Origin of the sequence: Roseobacter sp. OBYS 0001 (genome assembly GCF_019654895.1) — a bacterium.
GTDB lineage: Bacteria > Pseudomonadota > Alphaproteobacteria > Rhodobacterales > Rhodobacteraceae > Roseobacter > Roseobacter litoralis.
On sequence record NZ_BPES01000011.1, the window covers coordinates 23,911 to 40,511 of the forward strand.

Here is a 16,601-nt window from a genome sequence, read left to right on the forward strand (position 1 = left end):
GTCAGGCGATGCAAACGCAAAACGCCATCAGATTTCCTCAACCTCCAGCACGCCGGAGAGGGATTTGATCGCGCCCTTGATCTGCGGGTTCACGATGAAATCCTGCCCCAGTTCAACCTCGACCTCGCCCGGCAAATCCGCCCCCATCAGGCACAGCATGACCGGTCCCTGCGCACGGCCCTTGACCGCGCGGCCCGCACCTTCGAGCACCGTTGCAACGGCAGCCACCGCTTCGGGTGCGTCGACAAAAACCTTGAGCCCCATGCTGCTGACATCTGCCGTCGCGGCGTCAATCGGCCCGACCGAGCGGCCCAGCAGTTTAAGTTGATCAGATTCCATCGTCGCCTCAATCGTGACGACGATCTTTGAACCGGCCTCAAGATGATCGCGGGCCGCCTCCAGCGTGTCAGAAAACAGCGTCACCTCATAGGCACCGGTCGGGTCCGACATCTGCGCAAAGGCAAAGCGGTTGCCACGCGCCGATTTACGTTCCTGCCGACCGGCGACGATACCCGCAAGGCGCGCATTCATAGCCCCCCGTTCGGTGACTTTTTCAGTCAGCTCATCAAGGGTCATGAACGGCACGCCGCGGTCATTGCCCCATTTGCGTTTCAGCTGACCCATGTAATCATCAAGCGGGTGGCCAGAGAGGTAGAAGCCGACCGCCTTGAATTCCTCGCTGAGCCGTTCGGCGGGTTGCCAGTCGTCCACCGGATGCAGGCGCGGTTCGGGCAGATCATCGCCCGCCTCGCCAAAGAGAGACACCTGATTGGAGGCTTTCTGCTCATGGATCGCCGCTGAGTAATTCACCAGCGCATCCAACGCCCCAAAGACGCGCCGCCGATTGGCGTCCAATGCGTCAAACGCCCCGGAGCGCGCGAGCATCTCAAGCGGGCGTTTGCCCACACGTTTGAGGTCAACCCGCCGCGCCAGATCAAAGAGCGTGGCAAAGGGTTTGTCGCCCCTCCCCTCTGTGATCAGTTTCATGGCTTCGACGCCCACGTTCTTGAGCGCACCGAGCGCATAGATTAACGCGCCCTCCTCAACCTTGAACGTCGCGGCAGAGCGGTTCACGCAGGGCGGCACCCATGGCAGTTCCAGCCGCTTGCGCACCTCTTCAAAATAGATCGCCAGCTTATCGGTCAGGTGGATATCGCAATTCATGACACCGGCCATGAATTCCACCGGGTGGTTCGCCTTGAGCCAAGCCGTCTGGTAACTGACCACCGCATAGGCCGCCGCGTGCGATTTGTTGAACCCGTAGTTGGCGAATTTCTCAAGCAGGTCAAAGACTTCGCGCGCCTTGTCTTTGTCGACGCCATTGGCCACCGCGCCCTTTTCGAACTTGGGGCGTTCCTTGGCCATTTCTTCGGCGATCTTTTTACCCATGGCGCGGCGCAAGAGGTCCGCGCCGCCAAGGCTATAGCCCGCCATGACCTGCGCGATCTGCATCACCTGTTCCTGATAGACGATGATGCCTTGCGTTTCTTCGAGGATATCGTCGATCAGCGGGTGGATGGATTCAAGCGCGCGCAGCCCGTTCTTGACCTCGCAATAGGTCGGGATGTTCTCCATCGGGCCGGGACGATAAAGCGCCACAAGTGCGACGATATCCTCGATACAAGTGGGTTTCATCCGCTTGAGCGCATCCATCATGCCCGAGCTTTCCACCTGAAACACAGCCACCGTCTTGGCGCTGGCATAAAGCTTGTAGGACCGCTCATCATCCAGCGGGATCGCATTGATGTCGTTTTCCGTGCCTGCTGCGGGGGCGTAAAGCTCCGTTCTGTCGGCGGCAACGTGCAGCGGCCTGCCCGATGCCATGATCTGCTCAACCGCGTTCTGGATCACGGTCAGTGTCTTGAGGCCCAGAAAATCGAATTTGACCAGCCCTGCCTGTTCCACCCATTTCATGTTGAACTGGGTGGCGGGCATTTCAGACCTTGGGTCTTGATAAAGCGGCACCAAAGCATCGAGCGGCCTGTCGCCGATCACAACCCCGGCGGCGTGGGTGGACGCGTTGCGCAACAGCCCCTCGACCTGCTGGCCATAGTTCAGCAGCCGCGCCACGACCTCTTCGTTTTTGGCTTCCTCGCGCAGGCGCGGCTCATCCGCCAGTGCCTTTTCGATCGACACGGGCTTGACGCCCTCGACGGGTATCATCTTGGACAGACGGTCCACCTGACCGTAGGGCATTTGCAGAACACGGCCGATATCGCGCACCGCAGCCTTTGACAAAAGCGCACCAAAAGTGATGATTTGTCCCACCTTGTCGCGGCCATATTTTTCCTGAACGTACCGGATGACCTCTTCCCGCCGATCCATACAGAAATCGATGTCAAAGTCCGGCATAGACACACGTTCCGGGTTCAAGAACCGCTCAAACAGCAGGTTGTAGCGTAGCGGATCAAGGTCCGTGACCGTCAGCGCATAGGCCACAAGGCTTCCCGCGCCCGACCCCCGGCCCGGCCCCACGGGTATCCCCTGCTCCTTGGCCCATTTGATGAAATCCGCAACGATCAGGAAATAGCCGGGAAAGCCCATGCCCTCAATAATGCCAAGTTCGAAATCGAGCCGTTTTGTATAGTCTTCGACGCTTGTGGCATGAGGTATAACCTCCAGCCGCGCCTTGAGACCTGCATGTGCTTGTTTGCGCAGTTCCTCGACCTCGTCATCTGCAAACTTGGGCAGAATGGGGTCGCGCCGATACGCCTGAAAGGCGCAGCGTCTGGCGATCTCAACAGTGTTCTCAATGGCTTCCGGCAGGTCCGCAAACAGAGCGATCATCTCCGATTGAAACTTGAAATAATGCTGATTGGTCAGACGGCGACGGTCATCCTGCTGATCGACGTAAGCGCCCTCTGCAATACAAATCAACGCATCATGCGCCTCATACATATCTGATTTCGGGAAATAGACGTCATTGGTCGCAACCAGCGGCAGGTCCATCGCATAGGCCATCTCTACAAAGCCGCGCTCAGTCAACCGTTCCTTTTCCGGCTGGCCGGACTCGCCCGGATGGCGCTGCAATTCGACATAGAGCCGGTCCTGAAACGCCGCTTTCAGCCGGTCCATCAGCGCCTGCGCGGCAGGCATCTGACCAAGTTGCAAGAGTTGCCCGACAGGCCCATCCGGCCCGCCCGTCAAACAGATAATCCCGCCTGCATTGATTTCGAGTTCCGACAGGGTCACCTGCGGCAAGGCCCCGCCCTTATCGATATAAAGGCATGAATTCAGACGCATCAGGTTCTCGTACCCTGTCTCGTTCTGGGCCAGCAAAACCACGGGTGCGGGCGCGCGTTCCCTCTCACCGGGCTGCGCGGTGACATAGGCCACATCGACCTGACAGCCCAGAATGGGCTGAACGCCTGCCCCGGACATGGCGACTGAAAACTCCAGTGCGGCAAACATGTTGTTTTTATCCGTCAACGCCAAAGCAGGCATGCCCGCATCACGGCATAAAGCGGGGAGTTTTTTCAGGCGCAAAGCCCCCTCCAGCAGTGAGTATTCGGAGTGGGTGCGCAGGTGAATGAATCGGGGATGTGTGCTCATGAAGACACCCTATGCCAGCGCGCGCAGCGCTGCCAGAGAGCACAGACACGCCAAGATCATATTTTCAGCACAGCCCTGAAAGACGGCTTTGTCACCTATATTTTTTCTTGCCACACCCGGCTTGCTTGAATAGCGTCGGCAATTGTCGACCGCCTGCTGTTCTACGCCGCATCGAACGCAAGGCACACCCAAGGGTCTGAAGTAACGCGGCGGATCTGACTGAATGAACATCACGTTTCGCCTGAACGGAGAAACTGTAACGCTCTCGGATGTATCGCCGACAACGACAGTATTGGATTGGTTGCGGGATCATAAAAGGCTGACCGGCACGAAAGAAGGCTGTAACGAAGGCGACTGCGGCGCGTGCACCGTCATGGTGACGGATGAAACCGGCGCCAGAGCGCTGAACGCCTGCATCCTGTTCCTGCCGCAGATCAACGGCAAAGCCCTGCGCACCGTCGAGGGGATATCTGCGCCCTGCGGAACGCTGCACCCGGTGCAACAGGCGATGATCGACCATCACGGCAGCCAATGCGGGTTTTGCACCCCCGGTTTCGTGGTCTCCATGGCGACGGCGCATCTCAATGGGGCGAGCGATGACGATGTGCAACTCTCCGGGAACCTGTGCCGCTGCACCGGCTATGCGCCGATCATCCGCGCCTGCGAGGCCGCCCGCGATGCGGCCGTGCCACCCCATATGCAGGACACCTCCCCCGACCCTTCGCCGCTCGTATCCGCTGCGGGTCATGCGCAACCAAAGACTTCGGACGCTTTGGCCGAATGGTACATGCAACACCCGGATGGCACGTTGATCGCCGGGGCCACGGATGTGGGCTTGTGGGTCACCAAGGACTTCCGTGATCTTGGTCAGGTCGCCTTTCTGAACAACTGCGCTGACCTGCGGGCGATCACATCAACCGATGACGGGATCGAGATCGGCGCGGCGGTCACATTGAGCGATCTGGAAACCGCGATGGCAGACCCGCACCCGTCCTTTGCAGCCCTGATCCGACGCTATGGATCTGTGCAGGTGCGCAATGCGGCCACCATCGGCGGGAACATCGCCAATGGCTCCCCGATCGGGGATGGCCCGCCTGCATTGATCGCACTGGGGGCGGTGCTGCATTTGCGCCGTGGGGCGGCGCGCCGGAGCATGCTGCTTGAGGATTTCTTTCTGGAGTATGGCAAACAGGACCGCGCCCCCGGCGAGTTTGTCGAGAAAATCACCCTTCCGCATCAGCCAGACCGATTGCGGTGCTACAAGCTTTCCAAACGGTTTGATCAGGATATCTCCGCCCTGTGCGGGTGCTTTTCGATCACCGTGGAAAACGGGCGTGTTGCGCAGGCACGGCTGGCCTTTGGTGGCATGGCGGGCACGCCAAAACGCGCATCGCAGGCAGAGGCCACACTACAAGGTGCCGAATGGTCCGAGGCCAGCGTCACCGCTGCAATGGCGGCTCTCAGCGCGGACTTCGAACCGATGAGCGACATGCGCGCCAGCGCGCAATACCGTATGATGACAGCGCAAAACATGCTGCACCGCTATTGGCTTGAGGATCAGGGCATCACCACATCCGTGCTTGAGGTGGCCCCATGAGCGTCGCCAAACCGCTTCCCCATGATGCTGCGCGCCTGCATGTGACCGGCGATGCCCGCTATGTTGATGATATCCCCAGCCCCACCGACACGCTGCATCTTGCATTCGGCGTGTCTAGGGTCGCCCATGGCAAAGTAACGGGTATGAACCTTGACCCTGTGGGACAGGCGCAAGGGGTTGTCGCGGTTCTGACCGCAGAGGATCTGCCCCACACGAATGATGTCTCCCCCGCCGCCCACGATGAACCTTTGCTCGCGCAAGGGGTGGTTCACTATGTGGGCCAGCCGATTTTCCTCGTCGTGGCCACCTCGCATCTGGCAGCACGGCACGCCGCACGCCTTGGCGAGATCGAGATCGAAGCCCTGCCCGCGCTGCTGACGGTTGATGACGCGCTCAAAGCAAACAGCCGCTTTGAAGACGGCCCGCGCATCTATGAACGCGGCGACCTTGGCGACGGTTTCGCCGCGGCAGAACATGTGATCGAAGGGCAGCTTGACATCGGCGGTCAGGAGCATTTCTACCTCGAAGGTCAGGCGGCTATCGCTTTCCCGCAGGAAGGCGGCGATATGCTGGTCAGCAGCTCTACCCAGCACCCCACCGAAATCCAACATAAGGTCGCCGAAGCCTTGGGCGTGCCCATGCATGCGGTCCGGGTCGAAACCCGGCGCATGGGCGGTGGTTTCGGCGGAAAAGAGAGCCAGGGCAATGCCTTGGCCGTTGCCTGCGCCGTGGCGGCAGACATGTTACGCCGCCCCTGCAAGATGCGATACGATCGTGATGATGATATGGTTATCACCGGCAAGCGGCACGATTTCCGTGTCGAATACAAGGTTGGCGTTGATGCCCGTGGTCGAATTGCCGCCATTGATTTCACACACCTTGCGCGCTGCGGATGGGCGCAGGACCTGTCCCTGCCGGTGGCGGATCGCGCGATGCTGCACGCGGACAACACCTATTACTTGCCTGCCGTGCGCATCACCAGCCACAGGCTGAAAACAAACACCCAAAGCGCGACGGCCTTTCGGGGGTTTGGCGGCCCGCAAGGGATGCTGGGGATTGAGCGGGTCATGGACCATATCGCAGCCACCCTTGATCTCGACCCGCTCGATGTGCGGCACCGGAATTTTTACGCAGCACCCGGTGCGTTGGCGCGCAATCAAACCCCTTATGGCCAAACGGTCGAAGACTTCATTGTCCCGGAAATGATCGCCCGGCTGCGCACAGACTGTGACTATGACGCGCGCGTGCAGGCGGTCGCACAGTGGAATGCAGAAAACCGCTGGATCAAAAAGGGCATCGCCCTGACACCGGTCAAATTCGGTATTTCCTTTACGCTTACGCATCTTAATCAGGCGGGCGCATTGGTGCATGTCTATCAGGATGGGTCAGTGCATCTGAACCATGGTGGCACGGAAATGGGTCAGGGGCTGTTTCAAAAGGTGGCGCAGGTCGCCGCTGCGCGCTTTGGCATCGACACCGCACAGGTCAAGATCACCGCGACAGATACCGCCAAAGTGCCCAATACCTCCGCAACCGCTGCCTCTTCGGGGAGCGATCTGAATGGGATGGCCGTACAGGCGGCCTGCGATACCATTCGAGGCCGTATGGCCGATCTACTGGCGCAGGAGCATCAATGCGATCCGGCGGATGTGGTGTTCAGGGATGGCATCGTGTCAGTTTCCGGTGCTGAATACAGTTTTGCGGATGTCGCGCAAAAGGCATATCTCGCACGGGTCAGCCTATCTGCGACCGGGTTTTACAAGACGCCGAAACTGGAATGGGACAGGATCAAGGGCAAGGGCCGCCCGTTCTTTTACTTTGCCTATGGCGTCGCGGCGACAGAGGTTGCGGTCGATACGCTGACCGGGGAAAACCGCATACTGCGCGCCGATATTATCCATGACGTAGGCGCCTCCCTGAACCCCAGCCTTGATATCGGGCAGGTTGAGGGTGGCTATGTGCAGGGCGTCGGATGGCTGACAACCGAGGAACTGATCTGGGACGATCAGGGCCGTTTGCGCACCCATGCGCCCTCCACCTACAAGATCCCCGCCTGTTCGGATCGACCCGATGTGTTCAACGTCTCGCTCTGGGACGCGCCCAACAAGGAAAACACCGTTTATTGTTCAAAAGCCGTGGGAGAACCCCCTTTGATGCTGGGCATTTCGGCATTTTCCGCCCTGTCGCAAGCGGTTCAATCCTGTGGCCCGGCCTATGCGGACCTGCAGGCCCCGGCGACTGCCGAGGCAATTTTAAAGGCGATAAAACGCACCCGCAAAGAGGTTTGGGACTAATGTCATTTGACCGCTCTGCCATGATCGACGCGTGCAAACACCACGGCCTCGTGACGCGCGTCGTCGTGGCGCGCGTGCGCGGATCGGCCCCGCGTGAGGTGGGTGCCGCCATGCTGGTCTGGCGCGCGGGCGCTTCCGGAACGATCGGTGGCGGCGCCTTGGAACATGCGCTTATGACGGCCGCGCGCGACATAGCCTCACCCGGCTATTTCAACATCACACGCCACGCATTGGGCCCTGATATGGGACAGTGTTGTGGCGGATCGGTTGATATCGTGACCGAGAGCTTTGATCTGGCCGCTGCCGAGGCCTTGCAAGAGGATGTGATAGCCCGCGGCCCCGGCGACATGCCGCTGCCCGTCGCCCGGATCAAAACGACCGCGCGCAACACGGGCGTGCTGCCGGAACCTGCGCTGGTCTCGGGCTGGATGGTTGAACCCGTAACCACGCCCACCCGCGACATCTGGATCTGGGGCGCGGGCCATGTGGGTCGCGCCCTGATATCGGTGCTGGCCCCTTTGCCCGGCGTCAGACTGACATGGGTGGACGTGACTGCGGGCCGCTTTCCCGACCATATCCCCGACGCAGTCACCACATTAACCGCAGCACGCCCCGAACGGCTTGTCGCCTATGCACCGCAACAGGCTGAACATATCATCGTCACCTTTTCGCATGATCTGGATCTGGAGCTCTGCCATCGGCTGTTGCACCACGGGTTTGCCTCTGCCGGGCTAATCGGGTCGGCCACCAAATGGGCGCGTTTCAAATCCCGGCTCAAGGGATTGGGGCATAGCGGTGCGTCGATTGACCGTATCACTTGCCCGATTGGTGATCCGTCCCTCGGCAAACACCCACATGTTATTGCCCTAGGGGTGGCGGCGGATCTGCTGCGCCACACATCGGGCGCTGCCCGCATGGAAGGATACGCATGACACCCCTTTTATCTTTGCAGGGTCTGACCAAAGCCTATCCGGGCGTGCTGGCCAATGACAGCGTTTCGCTCCAGATCGAACCGGGTGAAGTCCACGCATTGCTTGGCGAAAACGGCGCGGGCAAATCCACGCTGGTCAAGATGATATATGGCCTGGTCAAACCCGACACAGGCGACATGCGCCTGCACGGAGAGGTTTTTTCACCTCCCGAACCCCGCGCGGCCCGTGCTGCCGGTGTCGGCATGGTGTTCCAGCACTTTTCGCTTTTCGATGCCCTCAGCGTGGCGGAAAACATCGCTCTGGGCATGGAAGACGCCCCGAAAATGGGGGCGCTGTCCGAACAGATCCGCAGGGTTTCGGATACATACGGTCTGCCGCTCTCGCCGGATCGCATCGTCGGTGATCTATCGGCAGGTGAGCGGCAACGCGTTGAAATCATTCGGTGTCTGTTGCAAGCGCCCAAGCTGTTGATCATGGATGAACCCACGTCGGTCCTGACCCCGCAGGAGGTTGATATCCTGTTTGAGACATTGCGTACCCTGAGTGCTGAGGGCACATCGATCCTTTATATCTCCCACAAACTCGAAGAGATCCGAACTCTCTGTGATGCTGCCACGATACTGCGCTTGGGCAAGGTGGTGGGCGATTGCATCCCACGCGACACCAGCGCACGCGACATGGCGGAAATGATGGTGGGCAAGGTGCTGACCACCCCGAAACGGTCCGGCGTGGCCTTGGGAGAACCCTTGTTGCACCTGAAGAACCTGTCACGGCCAGCGCCTTCCGCCTTTGGCATGCCGCTGCGCGATATCACACTGACCTTGCGGCAAGGCGAAATCCTCGGCATTGGGGGTGTGGCCGGAAATGGACAGGATGAACTGCTGGCGGCCTTATCCGGTGAGACACTCGCCGATCCGGGCATGGTTCTTTTTCGCGACACGGATATCGGCAAAGCAGGGCCAAACGCGCGGCGAAAGCTGGGCATACTGGCCGCCCCTGAAGAGCGCTTGGGCCATGCGGCAGCCCCGGATATGTCACTGACCGAAAACGCCATGCTAACGGGGGCGGCGCGCGAGAAACTGGAACAGAACGGGTTTCTCAACTGGCCCGCCGCGCGCAGCTTTGCCGAACGTATCATCGACGCTTTCGATGTACGCACGCCGGGTCCGGAAAACGCCGCGCGCTCGCTGTCGGGCGGCAACCTGCAGAAATTCGTGATCGGCCGCGAGGTGTTGCAGCGCCCCGAAGTCCTTGTGGTCAATCAGCCGACATGGGGCGTTGATGCCTCTGCCGCTGCCGCGATCCGGCAAGCGCTGCTGGATCTGGCCGAAGGTAATGCCGCTGTCATCGTCATCAGTCAGGACCTTGATGAGTTGATGGAGATTTCCGATCACTTCGCCGCGCTGAACGAGGGTCGCCTGTCGACGCCGCGCCCCACCAAAGGGCTCACGGTTGAACAGATCGGCCTGATGATGGGCGGCGCACACGGGATGGAGGTGGCGCATGTTTAGCCCGCAGAACCAAACACCAATGCGCCAGATAAGGGTCCGACATGCTCAGGCTTGAAAAACGCCCCCAGCCCAGCCGCCTCTTTGCCTATGCAACCCCTGTTCTGGCCGTGCTTGCCACATTCTTTTTCGGCGGACTCCTGTTTGCAGCCTTGGGCAAGGACCCGGTCGAATCCATCATCACGATTTTCTGGGAGCCACTATTTGGCGAGTTCTCGTTTTTCTACCGCCCGCAATTATTGATCAAAGGCGCGCCGCTTGTGCTGATCGCGATTGGCCTCAGCCTCGGTTTCAAAGCAGGGATATGGAACATCGGGGCCGAGGGGCAATATATCATGGGCGCGCTGTTCGGGGCGGGTGTCGGGTTGGCATTTTACCCGGCGGAAAGTGTTCTGATCTTTCCTGCGATGGTTCTGGCCGGTGCTTTTGGTGGCTGGATCTGGGCCATGATCCCAGCATTGCTCAAGGTCAAATTTGGCACAAACGAAATTCTCGTCTCGCTGATGCTGGTCTATGTAGCAGAGCAATTTCTTGCCTCCATGTCACTGGGATTATTGAGAAACCCCGAAGGCATGGGCTTTCCCGGCAGTCGCAACCTGCAACAGTATCCATCTGCCCATAATGCCGATCTGATCGCGAATACGGGCATGCACTGGGGCGTCGTTGCGGCGATGATTGCGGTAATCTTTGCCTATGTTCTTCTGGCCCGCCACCGGCTCGGCTTTGCCATCCGCGTCACCGGTGAAGCACCGCGTGCCGCGCGTTTTTCTGGTGTGAACCCAAAGCGGCTGATCATCTTTTGCCTCGGCACATCGGGCATGCTGGCGGGCCTTGCCGGGCTTTTTGAGGTCTCAGGACCCGCCGGTCAGGTCGGCATCGATTTCAACGCGGGCTACGGCTTCACGGCCATCATCGTCGCGTTTTTGGGGCGTTTGCACCCTGTCGGCATCGTGCTGGCCGGGCTTTTGATGGCGCTGACCTATATCGGCGGCGACATCGCACAGGGCCAATTGGGCCTGCCCGCCGCCGCCATTCAGGTCTTTCAGGGGATGTTGTTGTTTTTCCTTCTGGCGCTTGATCTTTTCACCAATTACCGGCTGCGCTTTGGCCGGACGGAGGTTGCATAATGGATCTGTCTGCCATCAACCCGATCCTGCTGATCGCCGCCTTGATGAGTGCCGCGACCCCGATTTTGCTGGCCGCCACCGGTGAATTGGTCGCCGAACGTGCAGGTGTCCTGAACCTCGGCGTCGAGGGCATGATGATCGTCGGTGCCATCTGTGGCTTTGCGATTGCGGTTGAAACCGGGTCCCCGGTGGTCGGTTTTATCGCAGCGGCCCTCGGCGGCGCGATGTTGAGCCTGCTTTTTGCCTTCCTGACACAGGTGACATTGGCCAATCAGGTTGCGTCCGGGCTGGCGCTAACGCTTTTTGGATTGGGCCTCTCGGCGCTTTTGGGTCAGGGATACGTTGGCATTAAACCACCACGCATGCCCGATGTGAATTTTGGTTTTCTGGCGGACATCCCGCTTATCGGCCCGATTTTGTTGTCGCACGATCCCATTTTGTACTTTGGGATCGGCTTGGTGGCTGCAGTCTGGGCGACACTGAAATTTACCCGTGCAGGGCTCGTTCTGCGCGCTGTGGGCGAAAACCATGACGCGGCCCATGCTCTGGGATACAAGGTTGTGCGCATCAGAACGCTGGCGATCATGTTTGGCGGGGCTTGTGCGGGGATGGGTGGTGCCTACATCAGCCTGATCCGGGTGCCTCAGTGGACCGAAGGGATGACGGCAGGTGTCGGGTGGATCGCTCTCGCACTGGTGGTATTCGCCAGTTGGAAGCCATGGCGTGTGCTGCTGGGTGCCTATCTTTTTGGCGGAATCAGCCAGTTACAGCTTAATTTGCAGGGAGCTGGCGTTGCCATTCCGGTCGAATATCTGGCAATGTCGCCCTACGTTATTACAATCGTTGTGCTCGTTATCCTGTCTGCGGATAAGAGCGCTGCCCCCGGTTCATTGGGCCGGACGTTTCACGCCTCAAGCTAGAGGCATATCAGCGCTCCGGCACAGGGGCGGTTTAACATGGGGAAGACCTGACTATGAAAATTACAACCCTACTGGCCAGTGCTGCCTTAGCGCTTGGCCTGGCCACCGCAGCGGTGGCGCAGGACACAACCAAAGTAGGTTTTGTCTACGTGGGCCCCGTTGGCGACGGTGGCTGGACCTTTACGCATGATCAGGCCCGTCAACAGGTCGAGGCCGAGTTCGGCGATGCCGTTGAAACGGTCTTTGTCGAAAGCGTCGCTGAAGGCCCGGACGCAGAACGTGTCATGACGCAGATGGCGCTTAATGGTGCGGATCTGATTTTCACCACCTCCTTTGGCTATATGGATCCCACCAACAATGTAGCGGCCAAATTCCCCGACGTGAAATTCGAACATGCGACCGGTTACAAACGCCTGCACCCCAATGTGTCGACCTATTCCGCCCGTTTTTACGAGGGGCGTGCCGTGCAGGGCCACATTGCAGGCAGCATGACCGAAAGCAATATCGTCGGATACATCGCGTCCTTTCCCATCCCGGAAGTTATTCGCGGTATAAACTCTGCCTATCTTCACGCTTCCAAGGTGAACCCAGATGTGGAGTTCAAGATCATCTGGGTCTACACATGGTTTGACCCTGCGAAAGAGGCCGACGCGGCCACAGCCCTTATCGAACAGGGCGCAGACGTGATTTTGCAGCACACCGACTCCACAGCACCGCATGCGGCGGCTCAGGAGGCCGGCAATGTGATCACCTTTGGGCAGGCTTCGGATATGTCCGCCTATGCGCCATTCCCGCGCGTCAGCGCGATTCTGGACGAATGGGGTGACTACTATATCGCGCGGACCAGAGCGGTCATGGATGGCACCTGGGAAAGTGTCGACACATGGCACGGTATCGGTGATGGCATGGTTGGCATCGGCGAGATTACAGATGCGGTTCCCGCGAATGTCAAAGAAGAAGCAATGGCCCTCAAGGCATCCTTGGCTGACGGGTCATATCACGCGTTCACTGGCCCGATCAACAAGCAGGACGGGTCCGTCTGGTTGGCGGAAGGTGAAACCGCAGACGACGGAACCCTTGCTGGCATGAACTTTTATGTTGAGGGTGTCACCGGAGACATTCCGCAATAACCCCGGATCATAACCGCGAAAACAAAGCCTCGGAGAACTCCTCCGGGGCTTTTTTATGCGCGTGGATTTATGCGGTCAGCCGACACACAAAAGCGCGTAAAACGTCTGCAATCTGATCCTGATCAAGGCTTACCACTGAGCGGTGGTGTAAAGTTCAATTAACTTAAAGGAGAAGTTGAAATGTACACCAATATCATCGTTCCAGTCGTATTCGATCATGGCGAACGCAGTGCACAGTCTTTGAAAGTTGCCCAGCAACTGTTGGAAGAGGGCGGAAAAATAACACTGCTACACGTCATGGAAGAAGTGCCTTCTTACGCAACAACCTACCTGCCCGAAGGGTTGAAGGAGCAGCATGAAAAAGACGCTGTGGAAGGGCTGAACGAAATGGCCAAGGGTTTGACGGCAGACTGTGCATTTGCCGTCGTACATGGCCACGCCTACACAAGTATTTTGCAATACAGCAAAACGCATGAAGCAGATTGCATTGTCATCGCGTCCCACAAACCGGGGTTCGAGGACTACTTTCTGGGCTCGACCGCGGCGAGGGTCGTGCGCCACGCAAAATGCGGCGTGCATATTTTGCGCTGAACCAAAGACAATAGCGCTACACGATCAGCTTAACCTGTAACTTGAGATGCGCGTGAATTGATTAGAAAACCGGCATTACTGGAAAAGAAATCCGAGTTTTCTAATTAATTATTAAAATAATCGTCCAGATCTCAACCAGTGCTAGAACCCTCTCTATGAAAGAGGGACAATATTGGTTAATAAAAAGCTAATATCATGTGTTTGGTGCAGATCGACTGCACTTCAAACACTCCACTAAAACTATTTTTAACTTCAAGTTAAGGCGAACAAGCAATGTTTAAAAAATCAATTATAGCTGCGGCAATCGTGTCCGTTGGTTTTGTTGCACAGGCAACTGCTGCAACGCTCAACGGTACTTTTACCATCGATATCTATCAGGGCACTGGTTTGAACTCGGCGCAGTCCAGCGCGTTGAAGTCAAACCTGGGTGGTAGCAACAGTACGCTACTCGACACAATCACATATACAGGCGATTTGGATTTCAGCACGAACAACGGTACAGCGACGACAATCGAAAGCTGGCTCAACACCGGTGGTGGAACGTATACACTGAACAATCCCATTGGTGGTTTAACGCTGAGCGAACCGAGCATCTCCAACGGTACAGCCAGAACGACGTGGTTCGACATTTTTGGTGTATTCGCAAGTGGTTTCGACTCGATGATCTCACATGATGACGGCATCTCGGTCTTTGATGACGGCGTTGAAATTGCTGAAAAGTCCGCGCCGACCACGGTTGTTGATACAGCCGCTCTAGGCTTTAATGGTGGCGAATGGAACCTGCTCTACGCAGCGACCAACAGCGACCCATCAGTATTGAAAGTCACTGGTGATAGCTTGCCGTCAACCGTGCCGCTGCCTGCAGGCCTGCCCCTGCTGCTGGCCGGTCTTGGAACTTTCGCTTGGATGCGCCGCCGCAAAGCTGCGTAACATATCCAAGTAGTCTACGAAAAAGCAGCCCTTCGGGGCTGCTTTTTTTGCGTTCAGTATGAATACTCGCTGTAGATGCGCGTCAGATCGCCGTTCCAGTCGCCATGATAGTGATCAAGCAGTTCATCAGCGGATGTTTTACCGGTCTCGATGCTCTCATGCAGCGCGTTCAGGAAATGCGTTTCATCCGGCACCATGCCCCCGGCACCGGGCCGTGCGCGCGCGGCAAGGCCTGATTGGCTGATCGCGACTGCTTCACGCGCCAGATCATGCATGCTGATGCCGTTAACCTGTGCCTGAAGGCCATCAACCGACGCAGCAACTCGCAATTCTTCGCGCGTCTCGGCGTCAAACCCTTTGACAAGGTCCCATGCGGCATCAAGCGCTGACTGGTCGTACATCAACCCAACCCAAAACGCCGGCAGCGCACAAAGCCTGCGCCACGGACCGCCATCCGCACCGCGCATTTCGATGTATTTCTTCATCCGTGCTTCGGGAAATGCTGTTGTTAAGTGGTCCGCCCAGTCGGACAATGTCGCAATCTCCCCCGGCAGTGCTGACAATTCACCCTTAAGGAAGTCGCGAAAAGACAAGCCGAGTGCGTCAATGTATTTGCCATCCCTGTAAACGAAATACATCGGCACATCCAAGGCATATTCGACCCAGCGCTCAAACCCGAAACCCTCCTCAAAAACAAAGGGAAGCATACCCGTGCGTGCCGCGTCCAGATCGCGCCACACGCGCGAGCGCCAGGATTTATGGCCGTTCAACTTGCCCTCAAAGAAAGGTGAGTTGGCAAAAAGCGCAGTTGCAACAGGCTGCAACGCAAGTGCGACGCGCATCTTCTGAACCATGTCCGCTTCGGAGCCGAAATCCAGATTAACCTGAACCGTGCAGGTACGCCGCATCATGACACGGCCCATCGTGCCGACCTTGGTCATGTAGTCATTCATCAGTTTGTAACGCCCCTTGGGCATCAGATCCATCTGCTCATGCGTCCAGATGGGGGCAGCACCCAGCCCGATGAAACCCACGCCGATCCGGTCGGCGACCTCTTTCACTTCGCGCAGGTGGATGTTGACCTCATCACATGTCTCATGGATCGTCTCGAGCGGTGCGCCGGATAGTTCCAGTGCGCCGCCGGGTTCAAGGCTGACATTCGCGCCGTCCTTTTCAAGGCCGATGATCTTGCCGTCCTCAGAAACCGGTGCCCAGCCGAAGGTATCGCGCAACCCTTCGAGCACGGCCCGAATGGAGCGATCCCCCTCATAGGGCAAAGGCAACAGGGTATCCTTGCAGTAGCCGAATTTCTCGTGCTCTGTGCCGATCCGCCATTCTTCCTTGGGCTTACAGCCGCTGGCCAGATAGCTGACCATCTGGTCGTATGACGTAATTGGGCCGCCGCCAGACTGAGGGATAGACATAGGGGAGGCTCCGTCTGTTTTAATTCACATTGCCCCAGAGGGATGGGCCGAATTTAGCCGGGTGTCAATGCAACCGGGCTTTTGCGTCAACTGGCCTGCCACGCTGCCAGATCACCTTTGTGGTCTTCTCTGACGACTTCAAAGCGGCCAGCACATGTTCCATCCGAAGGCCGGGCAATGTCGCAAAGGCATCGAAAAGCGCTTCCGCCTCTTCGGCGTTCACCGGGATAAGCAACTCGGGTGCTGTATCTTCGCGCAGCCGCCAATGCGCGGGGAAATGCGTGTGATCAAGCGTCACGCTGGTCAGTTCGCGCAACGCCACAGCACCACCGGTCAAAGGGCCAAAGTAGGTGATCTGCCCTTCATCGACCTGCACCGATCCCGGACCGTCACCCGCATGGCGAAATCTGGCACGCTGAACCCCGATCCAGATCAGCGCCGCCCCGCCCACAAGCGCGGCAAGTGCAGGCAACAAGAACAGCGGACCCGCATCACTGAGCCACAAAAGCCCGATGCAAACAGCAACCGCACCGATCAATGCCTCGCGCCAGCGGATGATTTGCGCCTTGGCCTCAGGTCGGATCATCTCGCATCCT

The 16,601-nt window shown here is 58.3% G+C and carries 12 protein-coding genes; 9 read left to right on the forward strand and 3 right to left on the reverse strand.

What is annotated here, in order from left to right; all coding sequences use genetic code 11:
* Positions 1-27: 27 nt before the first annotated feature.
* A complete protein-coding gene (gene dnaE / locus K5Q35_RS17585) occupies positions 28-3,552 on the reverse strand; it encodes a DNA polymerase III subunit alpha (protein ID WP_220800723.1) in 3,525 nt (1,174 codons plus the stop codon).
* Between the two features lie 223 nt (positions 3,553-3,775).
* Here dnaE and xdhA point away from each other — a divergent pair, with 223 nt between their 5' ends.
* The 9 genes from xdhA (at position 3,776) to K5Q35_RS22715 (ending at position 14,581) form a co-directional block, all read left to right on the forward strand.
* The gene (gene xdhA / locus K5Q35_RS17590; protein WP_220800725.1) at positions 3,776-5,149 is read left to right on the forward strand and encodes a xanthine dehydrogenase small subunit; all 1,374 of its coding nucleotides are present in this window, start codon (positions 3,776-3,778) and stop codon (positions 5,147-5,149) included.
* Positions 5,146-7,443 carry a xanthine dehydrogenase molybdopterin binding subunit gene (xdhB, locus tag K5Q35_RS17595; RefSeq protein WP_220800727.1) on the forward strand — a complete coding sequence of 766 codons (2,298 nt, stop codon included), beginning with the start codon at positions 5,146-5,148 and terminating at the stop codon, positions 7,441-7,443. Before xdhA ends, xdhB begins: the two co-directional genes overlap by 4 nt.
* Positions 7,443-8,375: a xanthine dehydrogenase accessory protein XdhC gene (gene xdhC, locus K5Q35_RS17600; RefSeq protein ID WP_220800729.1), complete on the forward strand. Its 933-nt coding sequence runs from the start codon at positions 7,443-7,445 to the stop codon at positions 8,373-8,375. Before xdhB ends, xdhC begins: the two co-directional genes overlap by 1 nt.
* On the forward strand, positions 8,372-9,886 hold the full coding sequence (locus K5Q35_RS17605; RefSeq protein ID WP_220800732.1) for an ABC transporter ATP-binding protein: 1,515 nt from the start codon (positions 8,372-8,374) through the stop codon (positions 9,884-9,886). Before xdhC ends, K5Q35_RS17605 begins: the two co-directional genes overlap by 4 nt.
* Before the next feature lie 41 nt (positions 9,887-9,927).
* The gene (locus K5Q35_RS17610; RefSeq protein ID WP_013960372.1) at positions 9,928-11,010 is read left to right on the forward strand and encodes an ABC transporter permease; all 1,083 of its coding nucleotides are present in this window, start codon (positions 9,928-9,930) and stop codon (positions 11,008-11,010) included.
* On the forward strand, positions 11,010-11,930 hold the full coding sequence (locus tag K5Q35_RS17615) for an ABC transporter permease (RefSeq protein WP_220800734.1): 921 nt from the start codon (positions 11,010-11,012) through the stop codon (positions 11,928-11,930). Before K5Q35_RS17610 ends, K5Q35_RS17615 begins: the two co-directional genes overlap by 1 nt.
* Positions 11,931-11,983: 53 nt before the next feature.
* Complete coding sequence (locus K5Q35_RS17620; RefSeq protein ID WP_220800735.1) at positions 11,984-13,060, forward strand: BMP family ABC transporter substrate-binding protein; 1,077 nt, start codon at positions 11,984-11,986, stop codon at positions 13,058-13,060.
* 180 nt (positions 13,061-13,240) lie between these two features.
* The gene (locus K5Q35_RS17625) at positions 13,241-13,651 is read left to right on the forward strand and encodes a universal stress protein (RefSeq protein ID WP_013960369.1); all 411 of its coding nucleotides are present in this window, start codon (positions 13,241-13,243) and stop codon (positions 13,649-13,651) included.
* Between the two features lie 273 nt (positions 13,652-13,924).
* On the forward strand, positions 13,925-14,581 hold the full coding sequence (locus tag K5Q35_RS22715; RefSeq protein ID WP_259650572.1) for a VPLPA-CTERM sorting domain-containing protein: 657 nt from the start codon (positions 13,925-13,927) through the stop codon (positions 14,579-14,581).
* Positions 14,582-14,634: 53 nt separating this feature from the next.
* Here K5Q35_RS22715 and K5Q35_RS17635 read toward each other — a convergent pair whose 3' ends face one another.
* Positions 14,635-16,005 carry a glutamate--cysteine ligase gene (locus tag K5Q35_RS17635; protein ID WP_220800742.1) on the reverse strand — a complete coding sequence of 457 codons (1,371 nt, stop codon included), beginning with the start codon at positions 16,003-16,005 and terminating at the stop codon, positions 14,635-14,637.
* Positions 16,006-16,069: 64 nt separating this feature from the next.
* The gene (locus K5Q35_RS17640; protein ID WP_220800744.1) at positions 16,070-16,591 is read right to left on the reverse strand and encodes a hypothetical protein; all 522 of its coding nucleotides are present in this window, start codon (positions 16,589-16,591) and stop codon (positions 16,070-16,072) included.
* Between the last annotated feature and the right edge of the window lie 10 nt (positions 16,592-16,601).